The 20,371-nt window shown below is 56.1% G+C and carries 20 protein-coding genes; 11 read left to right on the top strand and 9 right to left on the bottom strand.

All coding sequences use genetic code 11. The features are described from left to right. Positions 1-3 precede the first annotated feature (3 nt). Genes IEX10_RS08665 through phnG form a run of 3 tightly spaced genes read right to left on the bottom strand, consistent with a single transcriptional unit; the run spans position 4 to position 2,119 of the window. A complete protein-coding gene (locus IEX10_RS08665; protein ID WP_188673430.1) occupies positions 4-1,107 on the bottom strand; it encodes a carbon-phosphorus lyase complex subunit in 1,104 nt (367 codons plus the stop codon). Beyond that, a complete protein-coding gene (gene phnH / locus IEX10_RS08660; protein WP_188673427.1) occupies positions 1,098-1,676 on the bottom strand; it encodes a phosphonate C-P lyase system protein PhnH in 579 nt (192 codons plus the stop codon). The genes IEX10_RS08665 and phnH overlap by 10 nt, the downstream gene beginning before the upstream one ends. Further along, entirely contained in the window at positions 1,676-2,119 is a 444-nt protein-coding gene (phnG, locus tag IEX10_RS08655; protein ID WP_188673424.1) for a phosphonate C-P lyase system protein PhnG, read from the bottom strand. The genes phnH and phnG overlap by 1 nt, the downstream gene beginning before the upstream one ends. A 100-nt stretch (positions 2,120-2,219) precedes the next feature. Between phnG and phnF the strand changes: the two genes are divergently transcribed. Continuing rightward, a complete protein-coding gene (gene phnF / locus IEX10_RS08650; protein WP_188673421.1) occupies positions 2,220-2,942 on the top strand; it encodes a phosphonate metabolism transcriptional regulator PhnF in 723 nt (240 codons plus the stop codon). 10 nt (positions 2,943-2,952) lie between these two features. Here phnF and phnE (IEX10_RS08645) read toward each other — a convergent pair whose 3' ends face one another. The 4 genes from phnE (IEX10_RS08645) to phnC all read right to left on the bottom strand — a co-directional run bounded on the left by phnE (IEX10_RS08645) (position 2,953) and on the right by phnC (position 6,978). Then, the gene (gene phnE / locus IEX10_RS08645) at positions 2,953-4,278 is read right to left on the bottom strand and encodes a phosphonate ABC transporter, permease protein PhnE (RefSeq protein WP_188673418.1); all 1,326 of its coding nucleotides are present in this window, start codon (positions 4,276-4,278) and stop codon (positions 2,953-2,955) included. After that, on the bottom strand, positions 4,275-5,123 hold the full coding sequence (phnE, locus tag IEX10_RS08640) for a phosphonate ABC transporter, permease protein PhnE (protein ID WP_188673415.1): 849 nt from the start codon (positions 5,121-5,123) through the stop codon (positions 4,275-4,277). The genes phnE (IEX10_RS08645) and phnE (IEX10_RS08640) overlap by 4 nt, the downstream gene beginning before the upstream one ends. An 82-nt stretch (positions 5,124-5,205) precedes the next feature. Beyond that, positions 5,206-6,108, bottom strand: a complete 903-nt coding sequence (gene phnD / locus IEX10_RS08635; protein ID WP_188673414.1) for a phosphonate ABC transporter substrate-binding protein — start codon at positions 6,106-6,108, stop codon at positions 5,206-5,208. A 54-nt stretch (positions 6,109-6,162) separates the two neighbouring features. Beyond that, positions 6,163-6,978, bottom strand: coding sequence for a phosphonate ABC transporter ATP-binding protein (phnC, locus tag IEX10_RS08630; protein WP_188673411.1), 816 nt, complete (start codon positions 6,976-6,978; stop codon positions 6,163-6,165). Positions 6,979-7,261: 283 nt separating this feature from the next. Between phnC and IEX10_RS20100 the strand changes: the two genes are divergently transcribed. The 9 genes from IEX10_RS20100 (at position 7,262) to IEX10_RS08590 (ending at position 17,078) form a co-directional block, all read left to right on the top strand. Then, entirely contained in the window at positions 7,262-7,384 is a 123-nt protein-coding gene (locus IEX10_RS20100) for a hypothetical protein (protein WP_268237039.1), read from the top strand. After that, positions 7,375-7,572, top strand: a complete 198-nt coding sequence (gene hemP, locus IEX10_RS08625) for a hemin uptake protein HemP (protein ID WP_188673408.1) — start codon at positions 7,375-7,377, stop codon at positions 7,570-7,572. The genes IEX10_RS20100 and hemP overlap by 10 nt, the downstream gene beginning before the upstream one ends. Then, positions 7,569-8,051 (top strand): hypothetical protein, encoded by a 483-nt coding sequence (locus tag IEX10_RS08620; protein WP_188673405.1) that lies wholly within the window; start codon positions 7,569-7,571, stop codon positions 8,049-8,051. Before hemP ends, IEX10_RS08620 begins: the two co-directional genes overlap by 4 nt. 16 nt (positions 8,052-8,067) lie before the next feature. Further along, positions 8,068-9,345: an imelysin family protein gene (locus IEX10_RS08615; RefSeq protein WP_188673402.1), complete on the top strand. Its 1,278-nt coding sequence runs from the start codon at positions 8,068-8,070 to the stop codon at positions 9,343-9,345. Between the two features lie 281 nt (positions 9,346-9,626). After that, the gene (locus IEX10_RS08610) at positions 9,627-11,120 is read left to right on the top strand and encodes a di-heme oxidoreductase family protein (RefSeq protein ID WP_188674682.1); all 1,494 of its coding nucleotides are present in this window, start codon (positions 9,627-9,629) and stop codon (positions 11,118-11,120) included. 3 nt (positions 11,121-11,123) lie between these two features. Beyond that, positions 11,124-12,134 carry an imelysin family protein gene (locus IEX10_RS08605; RefSeq protein ID WP_188673399.1) on the top strand — a complete coding sequence of 337 codons (1,011 nt, stop codon included), beginning with the start codon at positions 11,124-11,126 and terminating at the stop codon, positions 12,132-12,134. A gap of 2 nt (positions 12,135-12,136) precedes the next feature. Then, positions 12,137-13,207: a DUF1513 domain-containing protein gene (locus IEX10_RS08600; protein ID WP_188673396.1), complete on the top strand. Its 1,071-nt coding sequence runs from the start codon at positions 12,137-12,139 to the stop codon at positions 13,205-13,207. A 291-nt stretch (positions 13,208-13,498) separates the two neighbouring features. After that, positions 13,499-16,684 carry a PAS domain S-box protein gene (locus IEX10_RS08595; protein ID WP_188673393.1) on the top strand — a complete coding sequence of 1,062 codons (3,186 nt, stop codon included), beginning with the start codon at positions 13,499-13,501 and terminating at the stop codon, positions 16,682-16,684. Positions 16,685-16,697: 13 nt separating this feature from the next. Further along, positions 16,698-17,078 (top strand): response regulator, encoded by a 381-nt coding sequence (locus tag IEX10_RS08590; protein WP_188673391.1) that lies wholly within the window; start codon positions 16,698-16,700, stop codon positions 17,076-17,078. A 45-nt stretch (positions 17,079-17,123) separates the two neighbouring features. Here IEX10_RS08590 and IEX10_RS08585 read toward each other — a convergent pair whose 3' ends face one another. Continuing rightward, positions 17,124-17,447, bottom strand: coding sequence for an Hpt domain-containing protein (locus IEX10_RS08585; protein ID WP_188673387.1), 324 nt, complete (start codon positions 17,445-17,447; stop codon positions 17,124-17,126). Then, positions 17,447-18,487: a response regulator gene (locus IEX10_RS08580; RefSeq protein ID WP_188673385.1), complete on the bottom strand. Its 1,041-nt coding sequence runs from the start codon at positions 18,485-18,487 to the stop codon at positions 17,447-17,449. The genes IEX10_RS08585 and IEX10_RS08580 overlap by 1 nt, the downstream gene beginning before the upstream one ends. A gap of 705 nt (positions 18,488-19,192) precedes the next feature. On the opposite strand from IEX10_RS08580, the gene IEX10_RS08575 reads away from it, so the two are divergent. Beyond that, on the top strand, positions 19,193-20,233 hold the full coding sequence (locus IEX10_RS08575; RefSeq protein ID WP_188673382.1) for an extracellular solute-binding protein: 1,041 nt from the start codon (positions 19,193-19,195) through the stop codon (positions 20,231-20,233). Positions 20,234-20,371: the final 138 nt, after the last annotated feature.

Below are 20,371 nucleotides of genomic sequence, written 5' to 3'. Positions count from 1 at the left end.
TAGTCATTCCGCCGTAATTTTAGTGTCTTGTTGCGCCGCATTTGCCGCCGCACGAATGGATCGGATCAGTTCCAGTTCAGACTGGAAATCCACGTAATGGGGAAGTTTGATATGCTCCAGAAAGCCGGTGGCTTGAATGTTGTCGGAATGACTGAGGACGAATTCTTCGTCTTGGGCGGGTGCGCCTGCGTTATCCTCGCCGAGTTCTTTCCAGCGTAGGGCGCGGTCTACCAGCGCCATCGAAATAGCCTTGCGTTCGCATTGGCCAAACACCAGCCCGTAGCCCCGTGTGAACTGCGGCGGCTCTGTCTTGGAGCCTTTGAACTGGTTCACGGTTTCACATTCCGTAACTGTTATTTCCCCGATCTCTACCGCGAAACCCAGTTCGGGAATGTCCATCTCCACTGCCACTTTGCCAATGCGCAGTTCACCGACAAACGCATGATTGCGCGCATATCCACGCTGGGTGGAATAGGCGAGCCCAAGCAGGAAGCCCTCATCCGCACGGGTGAGGTTCTGCAATCGCAAAGCACGGTTTGCGGGCAGTTCCATGGGCGCGCGCGTCAGGTCGGGCGGTGTTTCATCGTCCGGTTCAGCGGTTTCGATCAAGCTGTCCTTGTTCAGAAAGCCCATCACATGGGGCTTGCGTTCGGCCAGCAGGTCAGGATCGTCTTCAACCGGTGCATCCGGCACGGCCCCCTCGGCTGCCAGTTTGAAATCCAGCAAGCGATGGGTGTAATCGAAAGTCGGCCCGAGAATCTGCCCACCCGGCACGTCCTTAAACGTGGCCGAGACACGGCGCTGGCATTGCATGGTATCGGTTTTAATCGGATGGGATGCGCCAAAGCGGGGCAGGGTGGTGCGGTAGGCGCGGATCAGAAAGATCGCCTCGATCAGATCACCGCGGGATTGTTTGATCGCCAGCGCAGCCAGATCAGGATCATGCAAAGACCCTTCGGACATCACCCGATCCACCGCCAAAGACATCTGTTCGCGAATTTGCGCCAGCGAAAGCTCAGCCACCGCAGGGTCGCCACGGCGCACCTCGGCCAGCCAGTCATGGGCGGCGTCAATGGCCTTTTCGCCGCCTTTTACAGCTACATACATGTGACGGACTCCGGTTTCGTGGTGCGGGGGAGGGCGGCGATTTTGTCGCCTGCGGTGAAGAAGAAATCACACCCGAGCGGGAAGAGTGCCGCGTTCAACTGGAACGGTTCAAGCGAGGGCAGGGACAGTTGTGCGCTGTCTTTTATCCCCGGTCCCGTCAGGGTGGCGCCGGATTGCGACAGTTCCGGCATCTCGACAATCAGCGTGGCAGAGCGGTCGGGATATTGATCTGTACCGATGGCGTATTGCGTCAGGGGCAACAGCTCCTCCCACGCACCAAGGGCGAAATCGGCCTGCGCTGCTGGCACTAATGGCGCGCCTGTGTGGAACGTCAACCAGTCGCGGATCGGTTGAGAGTCTACCCCCCCTGCAAGATACAGCTTTGTTTCGGGGTCACACAGGGTCAGCAACAGGCTGCCTGCGGCGATGGAAAGTCCCTTTGGCGGCATTGCGCCGCTGACGGTTTCGATCACACCGGGGCGGGCCGTAACGTTCATAATAGCACGAAAGGCGGTGGCAGATTGGTGGGCGGCGTTGTCAAAACCGCCGGACAGGGCTGAGAGCTCCATCAGTCGTCTCCTCTGACCATTGTGAAGAAGTCCACCTTGGTGGCATTTGCGCGGCCCTGAATGGCGGCTTGCTGCTGCATCCGTTGCTGTCGCAGGGGTTGCAGAATGTCTTGTTCGACGTGTTCGGCCTGTGCGGTCTGCATCAGCGCATCGACCAAGGCGGCTTGTGTCGCATGGGCTTTGTCGCGGCCCTGCACATAGGCGTGACCCACTGCGCCGCACTTCAGTCGCAGGGAACAACGGGTCACTGTGACCTCTCCCATGTTAAAGGCAGATCCGGTGCCGCCCGTGCGACCGCGCACCATGACACCGCCGGTTTCGGGCTGGCGCAGCCAGTCAAAACTGTGGGTTGCAGACAGGGGTGCGCAAAGTTCTTCCATGGTCGGTGGCGCGGATTTTGCCAGCAACCCCATCCAGTTTTTACGTTTCGTTTGGTCATCCATCTAGACAATTTCCTGATGTGTCTATAATACTATACAACTAGACAAGTGGTAGCGCGGATAAGGTGGCGTTGCCAGATGAATTTTGTGAAGGTTTTGTGACGTGGCCAAACAAGCGATCTGGAAAGATATTGCCGAACGCATCACCCGAGATATTGCCAAGGGGCATCATAAAGCGGGGGAGAAACTGCCAACCGAAGTGGCCTATGGGACACGGTTCGGGGTCAACCGCCACACCGTGCGACACGCAATCTCGGCGCTGGTAGAGGAAGGTCTGGTCTACACCAGACGCGGGGCAGGTGCCTTTGTTGCGGCTGATCCGGTGCGCTATTCCGTGGGCAAAAGGGTGCGCTTTCACCAATCTGTGGCAGAGGCGGGGCATCAGGGGTCAAAAGAGCTCCTGTCGATGACAACGCGCCCTGCGGATGCAGAAGAGGCGCGCGCTTTGGGCCGGCGCAAGGGCGTTCAGGTGCATGTGGTTGAAGGTCTGGCGCGGGTGGATGAAACGCCGGTGGCGCATTTCATATCCGTTTTTCCGGCAGCGCGATTTCCCGACCTGCTGGCACATTTGCAGACGCTAAATTCGATCACAGCTGCTTTTGCCGCTTGCGGGGTGCAGGATTATACCCGTCAGGAAACGCGACTGGCGGCAGTGAATGCAAATGCCACTTCGGCCACTTTGTTAAACCTGAAGGTTGGTACTGCCCTGCTGCGCAGCACCAACGTAGATGTAGATCTGGACGGGCAGCCTGTCGAATACGGTCGCACATGGTTTTCCGGCAACCATATCGAGCTGACCATAGATGGTTCGGACACCAACATCTGACAGCGCGAGATCAAGAGCCTTTGTTGCCGATAAGCTTGCTGCGCAGCCAGCCTGAAAGGGAGTCCATCATCATCACCATTAAAACGATCAGAACGATGTAATAGGTCACTTCCTCCCAGTCTTTGCCGGTGATAATCGCCTGCGTCAGCAACAATCCGATACCGCCCCCGACAATCGCGCCGATAACTGTGGCACTGCGGGTGTTGGATTCCAGATAGTATAGCACCTGACTGATGAAGACGGGGGTGATCTGCGGTAACACGCCAAAACGGTAGCGCTGGAGCGGTTTCGCACCGGTCGAACGAATACCCTCGATCTGTTTCTCGTCCACGTTTTCCAGCGTCTCGGAGAACATCTTGCCAAAGGTTCCAGTGTCCGTCAGCAGGATCGCCAGCGCACCTGTCAGCGGACCGGGGCCAAAAGCGCGGGACAGGATGATCGTCCAGATCAAACCGTCCACACCCCGTAGAAAGTCAAAGGCCCGCCGCATGGAGAACCGCGCCACCATATTTTTAGTGAAATTCTGTGCTGAGAGAAACGCCAGCGGCAAGGCAATCAGCGCCGCTCCAATAGTGCCTAGGAAGGCCATCAGAATGGTCTCAAATATCGCCCAAGCCACATCAGCATGCCGCCACATAGCGTTGTTCCAGAACCCGTCCCACATCAGCGCAAGGTTGCTGCTATTCGGGTCGATCCGTGGGGCAGTGCTGGCCAGATAGGCCAGTTGCGCAGGGCTTTTGCCGTAAAACGGACTGTCGAGTGTGAAGAAGAACATCTCCCATCCTGTAAAGTAGCGGAAGATTTCGGTTTTGGATTTCGTGACATTAATCCGACCCCCCGGCACAGTGATGGCCACGCGGTTGCGCGAGGCAGAGATGAACGGGGGGACATCCGCTGTGGGCAGTTCAAGGTCGATGCCGCTGTTGCGCGTGGTGATCTTGATCGGGCCGTAATCGGGCACATCATAATAGACCACCTTGCCTGTCAATTCGACCACGGTTCCGTCGCGCAGGGTCACAAAAGCATCCGTGCCATTGCCATCGACCCATTCCGGATAGCTGCCATCGGGGTAACGACCCTTCTTTTCACCTTCGATTGCGGCGGTCAGGGTGCCAGCGCCACGGTTCGATTTGGTGATGTGCGTTTTGTAAGAATAACTGTCCGCTACAAGCGTGCGGGCGTTCTCCAGACTTGCACGTTGGCCGAGACCTGCGATGTCAAAGGCAAAGAAGATATAGGCAAAATAGGCGATAACTGCCGCCAGCAATGCGTAGGAAAGGGTCTTTTTACCATTCACCTGCCGGACCGCGCCGGATTTAAGGGTAGCAGTGTTCATTTGGTGTCTCCCACCAGTTTGTTGCGCAGAAGGCCGGACAGCTGGTCCACGGCGACGATGGCAAGGAACAACAGGATGAAGATTGCTGCGGCCTCGTCGTATTTGCCCTGCCCCCAACTGATCGCGTTGCGCAGGTCATAGCCGATGCCACCAGCACCAACGAAGCCAAGGATGGCCGAAGCGCGTATGTTGATTTCAAAACGCAGCAGAGCATAGCTGATGAAATTAGGAGAAACCTGCGGGATAATCCCCAGCCACATGCGCTGCATCCAGCCCGCTCCGACCGAGGCAAGACCCTCTACCGGCTTTAGGTCGGCGTTTTCGGTGACTTCGGAGAAAAGTTTGCCAAGCGCCCCGACCGTGTGAAACGCGATCGCAATCATGGCAGGCACGGGGCCACCGCCGAGGATGAAAATCAACACGAGGGCGATAACGATTTCAGGGATCGCGCGCATGATGTCGGACAGGCGGCGAAACAGCGGGATCAGGCGGGGCCAGCGGGCCAGACCACGGGTTGACAGTAGCGCCAGAAAAATAGCCATGATCGCGCCAGCCAGAGTAGCGGCAGCAGCGATGTTGATGGTTTCCAGTAGGCTCGGGAAGAAGGTGACCAGATGGGCGGGCAGCAGGGTAATCTTCTGCGCGGCTTCGCCCAGAACTTCGGCGGGGAAGTCCAGCACATGGGGCAGCCCGTTCCAGAATCCACCGGCATTCCTGTCGTCTGCGGTCATGAACCCGCCGCAAAGCATGGCCACCAGAAGGACCAGCATCACGCCGCTATAAAGTCTTTTTCGGTGGGTTTGGGCCAGATAGCTGGCGCGGGTATCCAGTGCGCTCTGTGGCATTCTATTTTCCTGAGGAGTCTGAAAAAATTGACCGAGCAGAACGGGGGGCGTTCAGCTCGGCCAGATGCAGTTTGAAATGTTTTTAGTTGGATTTCAGTTCGCGGGCTTTGATGATGACTTCATAAGCATCATGGGTGATCGGCGCGAAGGCTTTGGCCTCGCCGTTGGCTACACCATAGGCGCAATCAGGATCCATAGCGTGCAATGATCCTACCAGACCTGTCATCTTGATCTTTACGTCTGCAGGCAGGGATTTGCGCAAGACAATGGGGCCTTCGGGAATGGTTTTGGACTGCCAGATTTTTACCATCTCGTTCATGTCCACCAGACCTGCATCAACCGCCTTGCGCAGCGCGCCGGAGTTGTAGCCGTCTTCCCATTCGCCCAGACCATCGGCCCATGTCACGCCCGCGTCGATGTCACCGTTGGCAACGGCAACGATGGTTTGCTCGTGGCCACCGGTGAATTTCACTTCACCGAAGTAGTCGCCGGAGTCCATAGATGCACCGGTTGCCGCAGGAATTTCAATGGACGGGATCAGGAAGCCTGAAGTGGAGTTCGGATCACCAAAGCCGAAAACTTTGTCTTTCATGTCTTCCAGCGACGTGATGCCGCTGTCCTTGCGCGCAAAACCGATCGAATAGTAACCGTAACCGCCGTCTTCGTTGTATTTCACCAGAACCGGTTCAACCGCTTCGGGATCGGACAGGTAGGTTTTTGCATAACCGGATGCGCCAAGCCATGCCATGTCGATGGTGCCTCCCAGCAGACCCTGAATGACGCCGTTGTAGTCGGCAGGGGCGAACAGCTTGGTTTCAACGCCCAGCAGTTCGGTGGTTTTGTCAGCCAGACACTGATAGCTGTTCATCCGGTCCTGTGCGTTCTCTCCGCCCAGAATGCCGATGCGGAATTCGGTGATCTCTTGGGCTTGTGCAGCACCGCACAGCGCGGATGTTGCAAGGATCGCTGCGATCAGTTTTTTCATTGGTCTTTCTCCAGTCGATAACCCCGCCGGTATTGGCGGGAATAGGATTAATTGTCAGGCAATGGCCAGTTCGGGCATCTTGTGGTCCGCCAAAACGTCTACGCTGGTGGATGTGGCCGCTTCGCTAAAGCTGCTGTCCGCGCCGTAGATGTCGCGCGCCGCGCTGAGGGTCAGTTCGTCGCCGGTGCCGTCAAACACCACACGGCCCGCCCGCATTCCGATGATCCGGTCACAATAGCGCCGCGCGGTATCAAGGGTGTGCAGATTGCAGATGACCAGCTTGCCGTCCTGATCATGAATGGACCGCAGGCTGTCCATAACGATCTGCGCGTTCATCGGATCAAGCGATGCAATCGGCTCATCCGCTAGCACGATCTGCGGGTCCTGCATCAAGGCCCGAGCAATGGCCACGCGCTGTTGCTGCCCACCCGAGAGCGCTTGCGCCCGTTTCGCGGCGTGCTCAGAAATACCCAGACGTTCGAGAATATCAATCGCATGGTGGATGTCCTTTTCGGGGTAGATGTTGAACATCGTTGCCAGCGTGTTGCGCCGGTTCAGCGTGCCGTGCAGCACGTTGGAGACCACATCCATACGAGGCACCAAATTGAACTGCTGAAAAATCATGGCGCATCGGGATTGCCACGCCCGCTTCTCGGCCCCTGTCAGGGAAGAGATCTCTTGCCCGCGAAACCGGATCGTGCCGCTGGTCGGATCGTTCAGCCGGTTCAGCATCCGCAACAGTGTGGATTTACCCGCGCCCGATGCACCGATGATGCCAATGAACTGGCTGCGCTCCACTGACAAATCGACCTGATCGACCGCCGTAGATGTCGCGAATTTTTTGGTAAGCCCTGAAAGCTGAAATAGCATATGTCACCCGATGTTCTGTCACGGCGGGGAATAGACGGGCTTTGAAACGAGCGGTTGTCAGTTTCTTGAAGCTTTTGTGAACATGTAGTTTTTTTCAGAAGTCGCAACACAGAAGTAGGCAGGGCACCGAGCCTAAAGACTCTGTCTGTTTTGGTAGCAAAAAAGAGTAGCGTGCCTGTGTTGACTTCTCCGACTTATTTTGTCAGGTAATAAAGCATAGCCACTCGACAGTAAATCCATCGGGCAGCCAGCATGCAAAACCGACAAGGAAAAGGGGCTGATGATGGCTGACCCGACCACCCTGAATGCGCGGCGCTTTAGCGCACGCACTATAAAGACCACGCACGCAGAAAATCCGATTGCAAAGCGTCACGCCGAAATCGGGGGGATCGTGACATGGGCATAGTGCATAAGGATATTCAGGCAGCCGGGGCGCAGATCGCGGCCAACGGGTTTTCAACTTCCGCCAACCAGACGCCGGTACATTCTGCCGCCGAGCTGACAGGGGAAGGCCCAACCGCTTATATCCGTCACCTTGATCAGGTTTACACCCTGCGCATCACCCGCGCGAATAAGTTGATCCTGACCAAATGACCCCGCAAGATACAGACCCCAAACCCCAGCGCGGAGGTGCGCCGGTAGGGTTCCTGTCAGAACTGGGCCCGCTAGAGGCTGCTGCGGTGGTTTACCTGCGCCTCTGGTGTAGCAGTGCGCAGACACAAGCCCGCGCTGTCAGCGATTTTGAAGCCATGCTCGGTCCGGACAACGGCAGCCGTGTCGCGGCGGCGCTGGCGCAGATTTGTCAGGCCTGCTCGCTCCACGGGCGCCGCCCTTTAATGCGGCATCATGTGGATTGCACCTGTCTTGGTGGCGATGAAAGCTGCTTTGCCAACTTCATCGCAGCTGCAACCGAAGGCGCGCGGGAGGATGCGTTTCTTTTCGCATCAAACATTGTGCGCCCTGACATCGCTTTGAACCTTGTCACAACCGCCAGAGACTTCGGGCTTGGCCTTAGATTGATGGGCAACGCAGCCTGCGTTCCGCCCGAACCTCGAACAAATACTCTTCACTAAGCAGAAAGACCCTACCATGAAGACCCTTACGCAACTGGCGGGCTTGTTGGCCGCAACCACGGCCCTTACCGCACCTGCGCTTGCAGAAACAGCGCCGGAGAAGGCAGCCGTAATCGCGAATTATGCGGATATCGCAGAAGCAACCTACGGCGACAGCCTGCAAGCTGCCAAGACCCTGCAAGCGGCTGTAGCACATCTGGTGACGGACCCGTCCGCCGAAGCCTTGCAAGCTGCCAAAACCGCATGGCTGGCCGCGCGTGTCCCTTACCAACAAAGCGAAGTCTTCCGGTTCGGCAATCCGATTGTGGACGATTGGGAAGGCAAGGTGAATGCATGGCCGCTGGACGAAGGACTGATCGACTATGTGGATGCCTCTTACGGCGGTGCTACGGATGAAAACGCGGCGGCCGCGCTGAATGTTGTGGCCAATCCGACGTTCAAACTGGGTGGCACGGAAGTAGATGCCACAACCATCACGCCCGCCCTGCTGGAAGATACCCTGCAGGAAGCGGATGGCGTTGAGGCAAACGTGGCAACGGGGTATCACGCCATTGAATTCCTGCTCTGGGGGCAGGATCTGAACGGGCACAAGGCCGGAAACGGTAACCGTCCGTGGACCGATTATGCCAAGGGCGAAGACTGCACAAATGGCAACTGCGACCGGCGCGGCGATTATTTGCAAGCCGCTACCGATCTGCTGATCAGTGATCTTGACTGGATGACAGCACAATGGGGGGCCGAAGGCGAAGCCCGTCAGGCGATCAGCGGTGATGAAATCGCAGGGCTTTCCGCGATGCTGACCGGCATGGGGTCGCTGTCCTACGGCGAACAAGCGGGCGAGCGGATGCGGCTTGGTCTGATGTTGAACGATCCCGAAGAAGAACATGACTGTTTCTCGGACAACACCCACAACAGCCACTATTATGACGGTCTGGGCGTGCAGAATGTGTACCTTGGCGATTATGTCCGTATCGACGGCACCCTTGTCAGCGGCCCTTCACTGGCGGATCTGGTTGCGGCGAAAGATGCAGCGCTCGACGGGCAGATGCAGGGTAAACTGTCCACAACCATGATGGCGCTGGGCCGGATCAAATCCGCAGCCGAGGCTGGCTTTGCATACGATCAGATGCTGGAGCAGGGCAATCAGGCGGGTGAAGCACTGGTCATGGGCGGCGTTGACGGCTTGATCGACCAGACCCGCACCATTGAACGCATCGTGACTGAACTGGGCCTGAACGGCATCGCGTTTGAAGGGTCTGACAGTCTCGATAATCCGGGCGCCGTCTTCGAATAAGCGCCTTTCGGGTGGCAGGCTGAATGTCTGCCACCGGTTTTCTGCTGCAGCGCTTTCCGATCGGCAGAGCCTTGCCCGAATCCGGTCCGAAGCGGGCTGGACTAAAGTTTTCAAACTGGTATCACCCCGCCGTCGGGCTGTGCCCAGAGGTTGCAAGGCGGCATCGGATTTCTGGCTATGACGGTTATGCGCCGTGGCCAATGCTCCGGTTCTCCAGCCTTTCGCCAGAGAGTAAGTATATGGACATAAACAAAACCTTCCGCAGCCTGTCCTGTTCTGCGATGATTGCGTTCCTGCCTGTGGCCGGGTTCGCCCAAACATTGCAACCGGATGACAGCCACCTTGATGTGGTTCCCAGAACCGATGCGGAAAAGGCGCGGATCGCGGCGGTCACAGCCCCGCCCACCGACTTTAGCCAGCCCCAGAAGTTTGAAGAAAACAGCGCTGGAGCCGCCAGTGTTCGGGTGCGCGACAGTCGCGATGCGTTTTCAGATATGTCCGGTAATATGCCGTTCGCCCGTGAGCTGGATTTCAAGGTCGGCAACGGATTTTTTCGCAAGCTCTGGGTGTCCTCGCCAAGTTCCACACTGGCATCTGACGGGCTTGGTCCGCTGTTCAACGCACGCTCTTGCCAGCGCTGTCACCTGAAGGACGGGCGCGGTCATCCCCCCGAACCGGGCGGCGAAAATGCGGTGTCTTTTCTGATGCGGATTTCCGTCCCAACACCGGAACGTGTGACATCCGATCTGAAAAGTTACCTCAGCACCCGTCCCGATCCGGTTTATGGCGGGCAGATTCAGGATGAAGGTCTTGCAGGACATAACGCAGAAGCGCGAATTGATGTGCGCTACAGTGAAACCGAGATTGCCCTTTCGGGGAACGAGACAGCATCCCTGCGCAAACCCGCCTTCGCGCTGGCTGATCTTGGCTATGGTCCGCTGGCAGACGGGGCGGTCATCAGCCCGCGTGTCGCACCGCAGATGATCGGTCTTGGTCTGCTAGAGGCGATTCCGGCGGCTGATATTTTAGCCAAAGAAGACGCAGAGGATACGGATGGGGACGGGATTTCGGGACGCGCCAATATTGTCTGGTCGGCGCAATTTCAACGTCCAATGCTGGGTCGCTTCGGCCTGAAAGCGGGCCAGCCGAGCGTTCGCGAACAAACCGCAGCAGCATTTTTGGGGGACATCGGGATTTCGTCGTCCCTGCACGACGCCGCCTTTGGGGATTGCACCACGGCGCAGGATGTCTGTGTTTCAGCGCTTCACGGTGATCAGGACGCGCGGGTGTTTGAAGTGGACGACGAGACGCTCGATCTCGTGACTTTTTACAGCCGCAATCTGGGCGTGCCAAAGCGCCGTGATGTAGACGACCCACAGGTCTTGCGCGGCAAGCAGGTGTTTTACGAAACCGGATGCACTGGCTGTCATACGCCGAATTTCGTGACCAACCGTTTGAAAGACCAGCCGGAACAAAGCTTTCAGCTGATCTGGCCCTATACCGATATGTTGCTGCACGACATGGGCGAGGGACTGGCCGATCATGCACCCGAAGCCCGTGCCAGCGGTACTGAATGGCGCACGCCGCCGCTTTGGGGGATCGGTCTGACCAAGGATGTCAGCGGTCACACCCAGTTCCTGCACGACGGTCGGGCGCGCTCCTTGTTGGAGGCCGTGTTGTGGCACGGCGGCGAGGCCCAAGCATCCCGCGACACTGTTATCAAAATGACCCCTGCCGATCGGGTTGCTCTGATCCGCTTCCTTGAAAGTCTGTAATCCATGAAGAAAATTTGCACCCTTATCATCGCTTTGATTTTGCCCGTTTCGGCCAGCGCCGATAGCGCATTGGTGGATCGCGTGATTAGCAACCATGTGATTCCACGCTTCCGAACGCTGGCGCAAACCACCGCGCAACTGGCGGAAACGGCAGCACAGACCTGTGATCTTGATAACGGGCAAGTGGTATCTGATTATCATGCTGCCTTTGATGCGTGGGTGAGTGTCAGCCACCTGCGGTTTGGTCCCACCGAAGTCGACGACCGCGCCTTTGCGCTGGCGTTCTGGCCGGACCCGCGTAGCAAGACCACCAAAGCGCTGCACCAGATGATCTCCAGCGAAGATCCGGTGATCCAGTTGCCGGAAAACTATGCGCAAGCATCAATTGCGGTGCGCGGGTTTTATGCGATGGAATATGTGCTGTTTGATGAACCGACGCGGGCGTTGGGCCATCCGGATTACCAATGCGCACTGTTTCAGGCGATGACAAAGGACACAGCCATGCTCAGTCAGGCCATTTTGGACGACTGGCAGCCGGATTATGCCGCGCTGATGCTGTCTGCGGGGCAAAACGAGCGCTACCAGACAGACAAAGAGGCGGTGCAAGAGCTGTTCAAGGCTGCTTTGACCGGCTTCCAGTTTACCAAAGACACCCGCATTGGCCGGCCCCTTGGCACCTTTGACAAACCGCGCCCGAAACGCGCAGAGGCGCGGCGTTCCGGACGATCCTTGCGCAATGTGGTGTTGGCTACGGATGCTTCGCTGGATCTGGCCCGCCAACTGGGGCAGGGCGAAGATGCTCTCCAAAGCCGCTATGACGAATTGGAACATTACTTCACCACCGCCGTTGCCAAACTGGAAAGCCCCGTATTTGCGGGCGTTTCGGACCCACAAAGCCGCGTGAAGGTAGAAGTTGTGCAACAGGCCGTGGACCGGTTGCTGGAATATACGCTCGGCGGTTTGGGGCCTCATCTCGGGGTGGCCGAAGGGTTTAACGCGCTGGATGGGGACTAACGATGACAAGTCGTCGGGGGTTTCTGGCAGGGCTGGCTGCCGCTGGGTTGGCACCGCGTACCACATGGGCCAGCGCAGGCGCGCCGGCTCTTCTGGCAGCGGCACGCACTGATACAGGGGCTTATGTGCTCTGCGGATTGTCGGCTGCCGGAGAAGTCTTGTTTGACATACCGCTACCGGATCGCGGCCATGCCGCCGCCGCCCATCCGCACCGCGCCGAAGCGGTTGCCTTTGCTCGACGACCGGGGCGGTTCGCAGTCATTTTGAACTGCGTAAACGGCGCGGTGCTGGCAACGCTCGATGCGCCGAACGGCCGCCATTTCTATGGGCATGGAAGCTTTAGTCAGGATGGGCGATACCTGTTCACGACAGAAAACGATTATGAGGCCGGACAGGGCGTTATCGGCGTCTGGGACAGCGCAAAGGACTATCGGCGCGTGGGGGAGTTTGGCTCTGGCGGGGTTGGACCGCATGAGATCAAGACCCTACCATCCGGTGATTTGGTGGTGGCGAATGGCGGGATAGAGACCCATCCGGACGCTGGGCGGGCCAAGCTGAACATTCCCACGATGCAGTCGAACCTGAGCTATCTTTCCACCCAAGGGTCTGTGATTGAGACTGTTCGACTCGATCCTGCCCTTCACAAGAACTCGATCCGTCATCTGGATGTTTCAGACGATGGGCTGGTTGCCGCTGGGATGCAGTGGCAGGGGGATAAGGGGCAGGTGGTGCCGTTGATTTTCACCCATAAACAGGGGAAAGCGGCGGGTGTTCTGGATCTTGCGCCCGCGCTTTACCGCCGGATGAACGGTTATGTGGGCAGCATTGGCATCGATCATACGGGGCGCCAGATCGCCGCGACCTCACCGCGCGGCGGACTGGTGCTGACCGCAGAGCTGCGCGGGCGTGTGCAAGACACGTCCATCGACGTCTATCCCGATGTTTGTGGCGTGGCGTTTGGCCCTTTTGGGCGGATGGTCACAACTGGTGCAGGGCAAGTAATCGGCGGCTTGGCATCAACGCCGAACATCTATCCCAAGTTGCATTGGGACAACCATCTGGTGCGCATCTGATTTAGCGAACCGATCAGCGAACCGCGTTTTAAGCTCAGTACCGTGCGGCCCGATTTCCGGCCGGCAGTGCGTTGCTAATCTACCTGAACAGCGGAGGTGGAGGGGGCGTTAAACGTTGCAAAATTGCTAAGTTTGGGTGTCTTTGCCAAATATAAACCGCATTTCTGTATATAGCTGTTTGGGCAGAGTCTGGAGTATGTTAGTTTGATGGAAAAAATCGCGTTGCTGTGCCTTTCTACCCTAAGACGAACGGCTCTAAGGCGACCGAAGACAAAGCAGGCAGGCTAACACATGGTTCAAAATCCATCTCCAATTGCTGTGCGCGGCTCTGGTAAGCTGTCTGCTTTAAAAACTGTGGCCTGTGGCGCCGCAGGCCTGTTCCTTCTGCCAAATGCCGGTGTTGCGCAGACTGTTGCAGGTCCGGAAAGCAGTTTGATGGCGCAGTTTATCGCAGAGTATTACTGGTACGTCATGTCCGGCTCTATGTTGTTCATGTCCCTTTTGCTGGCGCTTGTTGCTGTCACTATTCGCAACATCCATCTTCTGCGCCACCGCCGCCACACCATCATTGCACAGGGTGCCGAGCTTGAGTTTCAAAAACAGGCGATGGATCACCACGCGATTGTTAGTATCGCGAACAGTGAAGGGATCATCAGCTATGTGAACGAGAACTTCAAACGGGTCACTGGCTACGCTGAAGAAGAAATCCTTGGGCAGGATGTCAAGGTTCTCTGGGCGGAGCGCAAGCTTGACGACACGATGAAAGACCTCCTGCTGGCGCTGGACCGTCGGGAGCCGTGGTCCGGTGAAATCCCGACCAAGAAGAAGAACGGCAACTTTTTCTGGGCGCAGGCGACGATGGTGCCATTTTTTGACGCTGATGGAAATTACGTCAACACCACGTCGATCCGCACGGATGTGACTGCGAATAAAATGGCTGAAGCGAAGCGGCAGCTGACCTCTTCGCTTGATCTGTTGAAAGACGAAGTGGCGATGTTCTGGCCGGATACGCTCCAACTTGTTTATATGAACAAAGCGGCGCGGGAACAGAACGGGTGGTCCGAACAAGATTACCGCGCGAAGACAGTTTTCGACGTTTACATTCCGATTGAACGGGGCCCGTTTGAAAAACTTCTGGAAACCTTGAAGCATACGCGCACCGGTCAGGCCAGCTTCGAGATGCCTGCAGGCAAGCGTGTGATCGAGATTACCGTCCAGTATGTGACACCACAGAACGAAAACCCGCGTTATGTGGCGATTATTCGTGACGTGACCGAGGCCGCGCGGTCAAAGAGGGAAGTCGCAAATATGCGCACTGTTCTCGATCTGGCGGAATACGAAGTCTATATGATGGACGCCACCACGCTGGATTATACCTACCTGAATAAGGCCGCTCTGCGTACGGTTGGCTGGGGTGAAGGCGAATACCGCGGCAGATCACCGGTTGACGACGACGAACAGTTCGACCGCGAAAGCTTTGAAAAACGGGTGGCTCCGCTGCGCGAGGGCAATAAAACCGCCGTCACATTCGAGCGCCGTTCCCTGCATCGCCGACCCACCGAGGTTACGGTTCAAAAACTGCGGATGAGCGACAAAGGAGAGCAATTCGTAGCAATCGTGCGCGACATTACAGAGCGGGCGACAGCGGAACGGGAAATCCGGCGGTTCAAGACCGCGCTCGACCTTAGTACCGATGCGGTCCACATGTTCTGGCCAGAGACCCTGCGCTACTTTTATGGCAACGAAGAGGCGTTGCGCCGCTCTGGCGACAGCTTTGAAGAATTCCTTAACCACGGGCCGCTGGACACAAATCCGTCTTTGACCCGCGAAATGCTGCAAAAGCGTCTGGATCGGTTGATCAGCGGAGAGGTGTCTTCGCAGGTCTACGAGACAGAACACTACCTGTCAGACGGGTCGGTCATGCCGGTTGAGGTGAACCTTCAATATATCGAGCCCAAATATCACCGGCCGTACTTCCTTGCGATAATCCGTGATCTGACGAAAACAAAGGCGGCTGATAAGGCGAAATCCGAATTTGTGGCCACAGTCAGCCACGAACTGCGCACGCCACTGACGTCTATTAAGGGGTCGCTTGGTCTGGTGCGCACCGGCGCAATGGGGGTTTTGCCGGACAAACCCAAGGCTATGATCGAAATCGCCTATAACAACTGTGAGCGTCTGGTCCGATTGATCAACGACATTCTGGATATTGAAAAGATCGAAGCGGGCAAAATGGACTTCCAGATGGAGCGGTTGGATATGACCCAGCTGCTTACGGATGCAATGGAATCCAACAGTTCCTACGGCGAAGAATTGGGCATCAGCTTCAACGTGGTTACGCCGGACGCTCCGATTTACACCCACGGCGACGCGGGGCGTTTGTTGCAGGTCATGGCCAACCTTATGTCCAATGCCGCAAAATTCTCCAACAGCGGCAGCACTGTGGATATCAAGCTTGAGGCCTTTGGGGAAAGGATGCGGGTGACTGTTTCGGATCGGGGCGCGGGTATTCCGCTCAGTGCCCAGCCAACGATCTTTGACAAGTTTACACAGGCGGATTCTTCAGACGTTCGCAAAAAAGGCGGCACCGGTCTGGGGTTGAGCATCTCTAAAATGATCGTGGAAAAACATGGTGGCGAGTTGAGCTTCCGCAGTGTTCCTGACGTTGGCACCGACTTCTGGTTCGAACTGGAGCTACTGGAAGCGGTCAAGCTGTTGCCGAACAGCACTCTTGCCCCCGCTCTGCCACAGGTTCTGGTGTGCGAAGATGATCGGGACGTGGCGTTGACCCTGAAAAACGTGCTGGAGTTCGAGGGCTTCAATGTCACCATTTCACCGGATGCCTCTAGCGCGCGGGACCGGCTGAACCACATGAATTTTGACGCTATGACGCTCGACCTGGGGCTGCCAGACGGCAATGGAATGGATCTTTTGCAAGAACTGCGCAACACGGATGAACACGCTGATTTGCCGGTGATTATCATCACAGGCAGCCAGATCGAAGTGGGGGAGCCGGTGCCTGGGAACCTCAAAGGGCTGTTCCGCAAGCCCCCTAACAGCCACGAGCTGATTTCTTTGCTGCAAGCCGTAACCGAAGACGCAGAAGCCGCCCGCCCGCGAATCCTTCACGTCGAAGACGATGAGGGCACCCGCGAAGTTGTGAAGAACATCATGGCCGACGCTGCCGATGTTGACGCTGCTCCATCCATTGGCTCTGCGCGGGGGATGCTGGAAGCGGGAAGCTATGATCTATTGCTGCTGGACCTGAACCTGCCCGATGGCAACGGGTTGGATTTGTTGAAGACGCTCAAAAACCACAATGCGAGCAAGATGCCGATCATTGTATTTTCAGGAGATGAAAGTACCGATCTGCGGGACGAGAATATCTCCTCGGTATTGTTGAAATCCCACGTCACAAACGAGAAAATCCTTGCAGAGATCATGGATACCATGAAAAACAAAATCACCCTATCTTAGAGAATACTTTACAATGTCCGCACTTGAAAAAATCCTCCACGTCGAAGATGACGCGGATATCCGGGAAATAGCTAAAATTGCTTTGGAGATGATTGGAGAATTTGACGTTCACCAATGCGCTTCGGGGCATGATGCGATCGCAATAGCCGAGGAATACGCACCGGATCTAATATTGCTGGATGTGATGATGCCGGTGATCGGGGGGGAGGAAACCCTGCGCGAACTGCGCAAAATTCCGGCGCTCGACGGGGTGCCTGCGGTGTTTATGACGGCCAAAGCTCATCAAAAGGAAAAGCAGGCTTTGCTGGAGCAGGGGGCTGTCGCGGTAATTGTTAAGCCGTTCGACCCGACAACGCTCGCCGATGATATACGCGCGATCTGGAGCGCACTGTAAGGCTGCGGGGCTGTTGGTGGGGGGCTTCTGACGCCCCTAAGAAGATCAAGCGTCGATGGCGTCCTGAACGTGACCTATGAGGGTTACTACACCATCACAAAACGTGTTGCTGTAACCGCCTTTTTCGATGGTTGCGTTCACTTCCAATTCCAGGCTTGCCGCAAAGCTGCCCAGCGTGGTGAACCCCAATGTTCCGGCCAGCCCGTGGATTTTATGGACGATGAAGCGCAATTCGTCCATGTCGTTTGCCGTACAAGTGCCTGCCGTAAGCTTGGAGTGGAGCGCTATAAGACGTTCCTTCCGCTCGGGCAGGCTGTTCACGAACTTCCCACGAATTTCCAGCAGCTTGCCGGACAGGCCAGCGTTCATCAGAAACCCATTTCCAATTTAGAGACGTTTTTGGCCGAGGGGTGCTTCAGACGATTGCGAATGGTGTCAATCTTGCTGGACCAGCCACTATTGTTGGGAAGACGGCGCAGAGATTGTACAGCACCTTCGGCGGAATCCACAGCCTTATACAGCGGTTCAAGCGTGCTTTTGCTGCTAAAGAAGCCGCATTTGACGGGCTGCCCCATCACCAGTTGCACGTCCATCTTCGCGCCGTTGTCATAGACAAGTTCCATATCACGGATCGACATGGAAATTTCGCCGGGCAAGTCGTTGAATGTATCCATCACCACCTTGTGGCAAATGGCGACGAACTGGCCGTTGCCCCGATAACTTAGAAAGAACTCGCTGCGGCGCAGGTTGTCAGAGATCGCTTCGGCAATATCGATAATCGTATTTGAGAAATCGGTGCCCGAGCTATGCTGGTGGATAGTGGCGATATTCGCGACCTGAAAAGCCACGATGCAAGACCCGAACAGTCCGCCCCGTGTCAGTTGCAAAAGGTAGTTTTCAAACGCCAGCTTGTCGATCACACCTGCCACGCCTTCAATCCGGATCTCTTCGGAGATAGCGACAGGGCTTTTTGTTTCAATCTGGTCGCGCAAAGCCTCAAGCGCAAAGCTCTTGTCCTCGGCTGCGGCGTGTTCCTGAACCAGACGCGCGGCGAGATTCACTCGGGTGCCCAACTCCAGAACGTCGAAAGGTTTGGTGACATAATCCGACGCACCCGCGGTAAAAGCGCGGTCGATGTACTGGCGGTCGGCCATAGCGGTGATCATCAGGATCGGAGCAGAGCGGTAGGCGGGAAATTTACGAATGAGATGGCACAATTCGATCCCGTCCATTTCCGGCATCTGTATATCCAGGAGGAAACAGTCAAAGCGGGTCGGGCTGTTCTGAATAGTATGCAAGGCCTCAGCACCCGAAGTCACCAGCGTGATATCGGGAAAACCTGCCGCACCTACGACTTCTTTCAACAGCTCCAGGATGATTTCGTCGTCATCAACCGCGAGAATCTTCATTGGCCCCACCATGTCTTTCTAGTTCACAAGACGCGCTCCCAGGTTTCTACCAAGCGTCAGGGATTGGTTACATCTTGTGGTAGTATTCATAAATATTGTGGCGTGTTTGTGACGCATTGTTGTTAACACTGGTACGGAGTTAGGGAAAACTGGCGAAAAACCCGTTAAAAACGGTGCAAACTTGTCACGAAATTTGGTTGAGCTGCCGGAACACCCCATTTCACAATAAAATATTAACTTTTGATAAGAATCGGGTTTTCGTGATCTTTATTTGCAAATTCAGATAGAAACCGACCGTTTGGACGGGCTATTCACGCCGGATATTTGCGAATATTTGTAAAGTTTAGGTCTACATTTTGTAAAGTTTGGGTTCAGCCAATACGGGGGAATCCAACCTGACAAAGCTCAACTGGAGGGAACGGGTTCTGTTCTTTGTGTCAGACACTGTACCGCTGGGACAATTGTTTTTATGCCGGAGACCGTGATTAATTATGCAACCTTAGGGGTACTGTCGCTGTATGGCGCGTTTCAAAAAGAGAGTGGCACAGGCTGGTAGTGGCGCTCCGAACGTGACTGATTTATTGTGTAAACTGTCACGTGGGGCGGGGGAAACTGTAGACCAAGCCGCGCAGCTGCACTAGGTTTCAGGGACCAACACGGCGCTTGGACAACGATTCAAGGCGCTTTAACCAATCGGGAGCTAATATGAAGTTTAATACGCTGATGACAGGGACTGTCCTGTCCGGATTCCTCGCGGCCTCGGGGGCTGGCGCGCAAGAACTGGTCGTGCTGGATTGGTCCGGCTATGAAGATGAGGGCTTTTTGCAAAGCTACATCGAAAAACACGGCGGCCCGCCGACATACTCTTTCTTCGGGGAAGAAGAAGAGGCCTTCCAGAAACTGCGATCCGGTTTCAAAGCAGATGTTTCCCATCCTTGCAGCCAGTCGGTTTCCAAATGGCATGATGCCGGTCTTATCGAACCGATTGATCCGTCGAAGATCGATCTTTGGGACGAAGTTAACGCCGAGATGAAAGAGGCCTTCAAGTTTGATGGCGAATATTACCTGATTCCGTCGGACTGGGGCACTACGGCCCTGACATACCGCAGTGATATGGTTGATCCGGCAGCTATGAACACGTTGGAAGTGTTCAAGGATCCCAAATACGGGGGGCGGATATCCCTGCCTGACAACGTGGATGACGTCTATGCGCTGGCTTATCTAGCGACCGGAACTCAGGACTGGTCCAAGGCCACAGATGAAGATTTCGCCAAGGCCAATGAATGGCTGCGCGCAGTACACCCGATGGTGCGGGCTTATTGGGCGGACGGTGCGGAGCTGGCCCAATTGCTGACCAGCGGCGAGGTGATCGTCGCTTGGGCATGGAACGAGACTCCGACCACGCTGGCTGGGGAAGGTGTCGCGGTGAAAGCCAACCGTGAAACCAAGGAAGGCTCTTCCACTTGGTTCTGCGGCTATGTGAACCTGAAAGACGGCCCCAACGACGAAGCGCTGGTGTATGATTTCTTCAATACATGGCTGTCGCCTGAAACCACCCAGTATATCGTGAACGAATGGGGCTACGGCAGCGGCAACGAAACGCAAATGGCCTCTATGGGGACAGAGACTCTCAATGGCGTTGGTCTGGGCGAGATCGACGTGCCAATCTTGGCGCAGATCCCGATGGATCAACAGCTGCGTGAAAAGATGATCGCAGAGTTTGAGAAAATCAAAGCCGGTTTCTAAAAGTGAAGACCTTAATTGACGAAGGGCGCTCATTCGGGCGCCCTTTTTCTATCCTAAAGAATAGAAAGTTGTCGCTAAATCGCGCGCTTCCTATTCCATTCCCAGCATGCATCTAAAATTTCTTCCTTTATCTTTGAT

The organism is Neptunicoccus cionae (assembly GCF_014643735.1).
Taxonomy (GTDB): Bacteria; Pseudomonadota; Alphaproteobacteria; order Rhodobacterales; family Rhodobacteraceae; genus Amylibacter; species Amylibacter cionae.
Note: the sequence above shows the minus strand (reverse complement) of the source record. Positions and strands in the feature narration are given on the sequence as shown.

What these genes read in the sequence shown, in the direction of transcription:
- IEX10_RS08665 (WP_188673430.1), bottom strand. Translation starts at nt 1,107, where the DNA reads ATGTATGTAGCTGTAAAAGGCGGCGAAAAGGCCATTGACGCCGCCCAT.
- phnH (WP_188673427.1), bottom strand. Translation starts at nt 1,676, where the DNA reads ATGGAGCTCTCAGCCCTGTCCGGCGGTTTTGACAACGCCGCCCACCAA.
- phnG (WP_188673424.1), bottom strand. Translation starts at nt 2,119, where the DNA reads ATGGATGACCAAACGAAACGTAAAAACTGGATGGGGTTGCTGGCAAAA.
- phnE (WP_188673418.1), bottom strand. Translation starts at nt 4,278, where the DNA reads ATGAACACTGCTACCCTTAAATCCGGCGCGGTCCGGCAGGTGAATGGT.
- phnE (WP_188673415.1), bottom strand. Translation starts at nt 5,123, where the DNA reads ATGCCACAGAGCGCACTGGATACCCGCGCCAGCTATCTGGCCCAAACC.
- phnD (WP_188673414.1), bottom strand. Translation starts at nt 6,108, where the DNA reads ATGAAAAAACTGATCGCAGCGATCCTTGCAACATCCGCGCTGTGCGGT.
- phnC (WP_188673411.1), bottom strand. Translation starts at nt 6,978, where the DNA reads ATGCTATTTCAGCTTTCAGGGCTTACCAAAAAATTCGCGACATCTACG.
- IEX10_RS20100 (WP_268237039.1), top strand. Translation starts at nt 7,262, where the DNA reads ATGGCTGACCCGACCACCCTGAATGCGCGGCGCTTTAGCGCACGCACT.
- hemP (WP_188673408.1), top strand. Translation starts at nt 7,375, where the DNA reads ATGGGCATAGTGCATAAGGATATTCAGGCAGCCGGGGCGCAGATCGCG.
- IEX10_RS08620 (WP_188673405.1), top strand. Translation starts at nt 7,569, where the DNA reads ATGACCCCGCAAGATACAGACCCCAAACCCCAGCGCGGAGGTGCGCCG.
- IEX10_RS08615 (WP_188673402.1), top strand. Translation starts at nt 8,068, where the DNA reads ATGAAGACCCTTACGCAACTGGCGGGCTTGTTGGCCGCAACCACGGCC.
- IEX10_RS08610 (WP_188674682.1), top strand. Translation starts at nt 9,627, where the DNA reads ATGATTGCGTTCCTGCCTGTGGCCGGGTTCGCCCAAACATTGCAACCG.
- IEX10_RS08605 (WP_188673399.1), top strand. Translation starts at nt 11,124, where the DNA reads ATGAAGAAAATTTGCACCCTTATCATCGCTTTGATTTTGCCCGTTTCG.
- IEX10_RS08600 (WP_188673396.1), top strand. Translation starts at nt 12,137, where the DNA reads ATGACAAGTCGTCGGGGGTTTCTGGCAGGGCTGGCTGCCGCTGGGTTG.
- IEX10_RS08595 (WP_188673393.1), top strand. Translation starts at nt 13,499, where the DNA reads ATGGTTCAAAATCCATCTCCAATTGCTGTGCGCGGCTCTGGTAAGCTG.
- IEX10_RS08590 (WP_188673391.1), top strand. Translation starts at nt 16,698, where the DNA reads ATGTCCGCACTTGAAAAAATCCTCCACGTCGAAGATGACGCGGATATC.
- IEX10_RS08585 (WP_188673387.1), bottom strand. Translation starts at nt 17,447, where the DNA reads ATGAACGCTGGCCTGTCCGGCAAGCTGCTGGAAATTCGTGGGAAGTTC.
- IEX10_RS08580 (WP_188673385.1), bottom strand. Translation starts at nt 18,487, where the DNA reads ATGAAGATTCTCGCGGTTGATGACGACGAAATCATCCTGGAGCTGTTG.
- IEX10_RS08575 (WP_188673382.1), top strand. Translation starts at nt 19,193, where the DNA reads ATGAAGTTTAATACGCTGATGACAGGGACTGTCCTGTCCGGATTCCTC.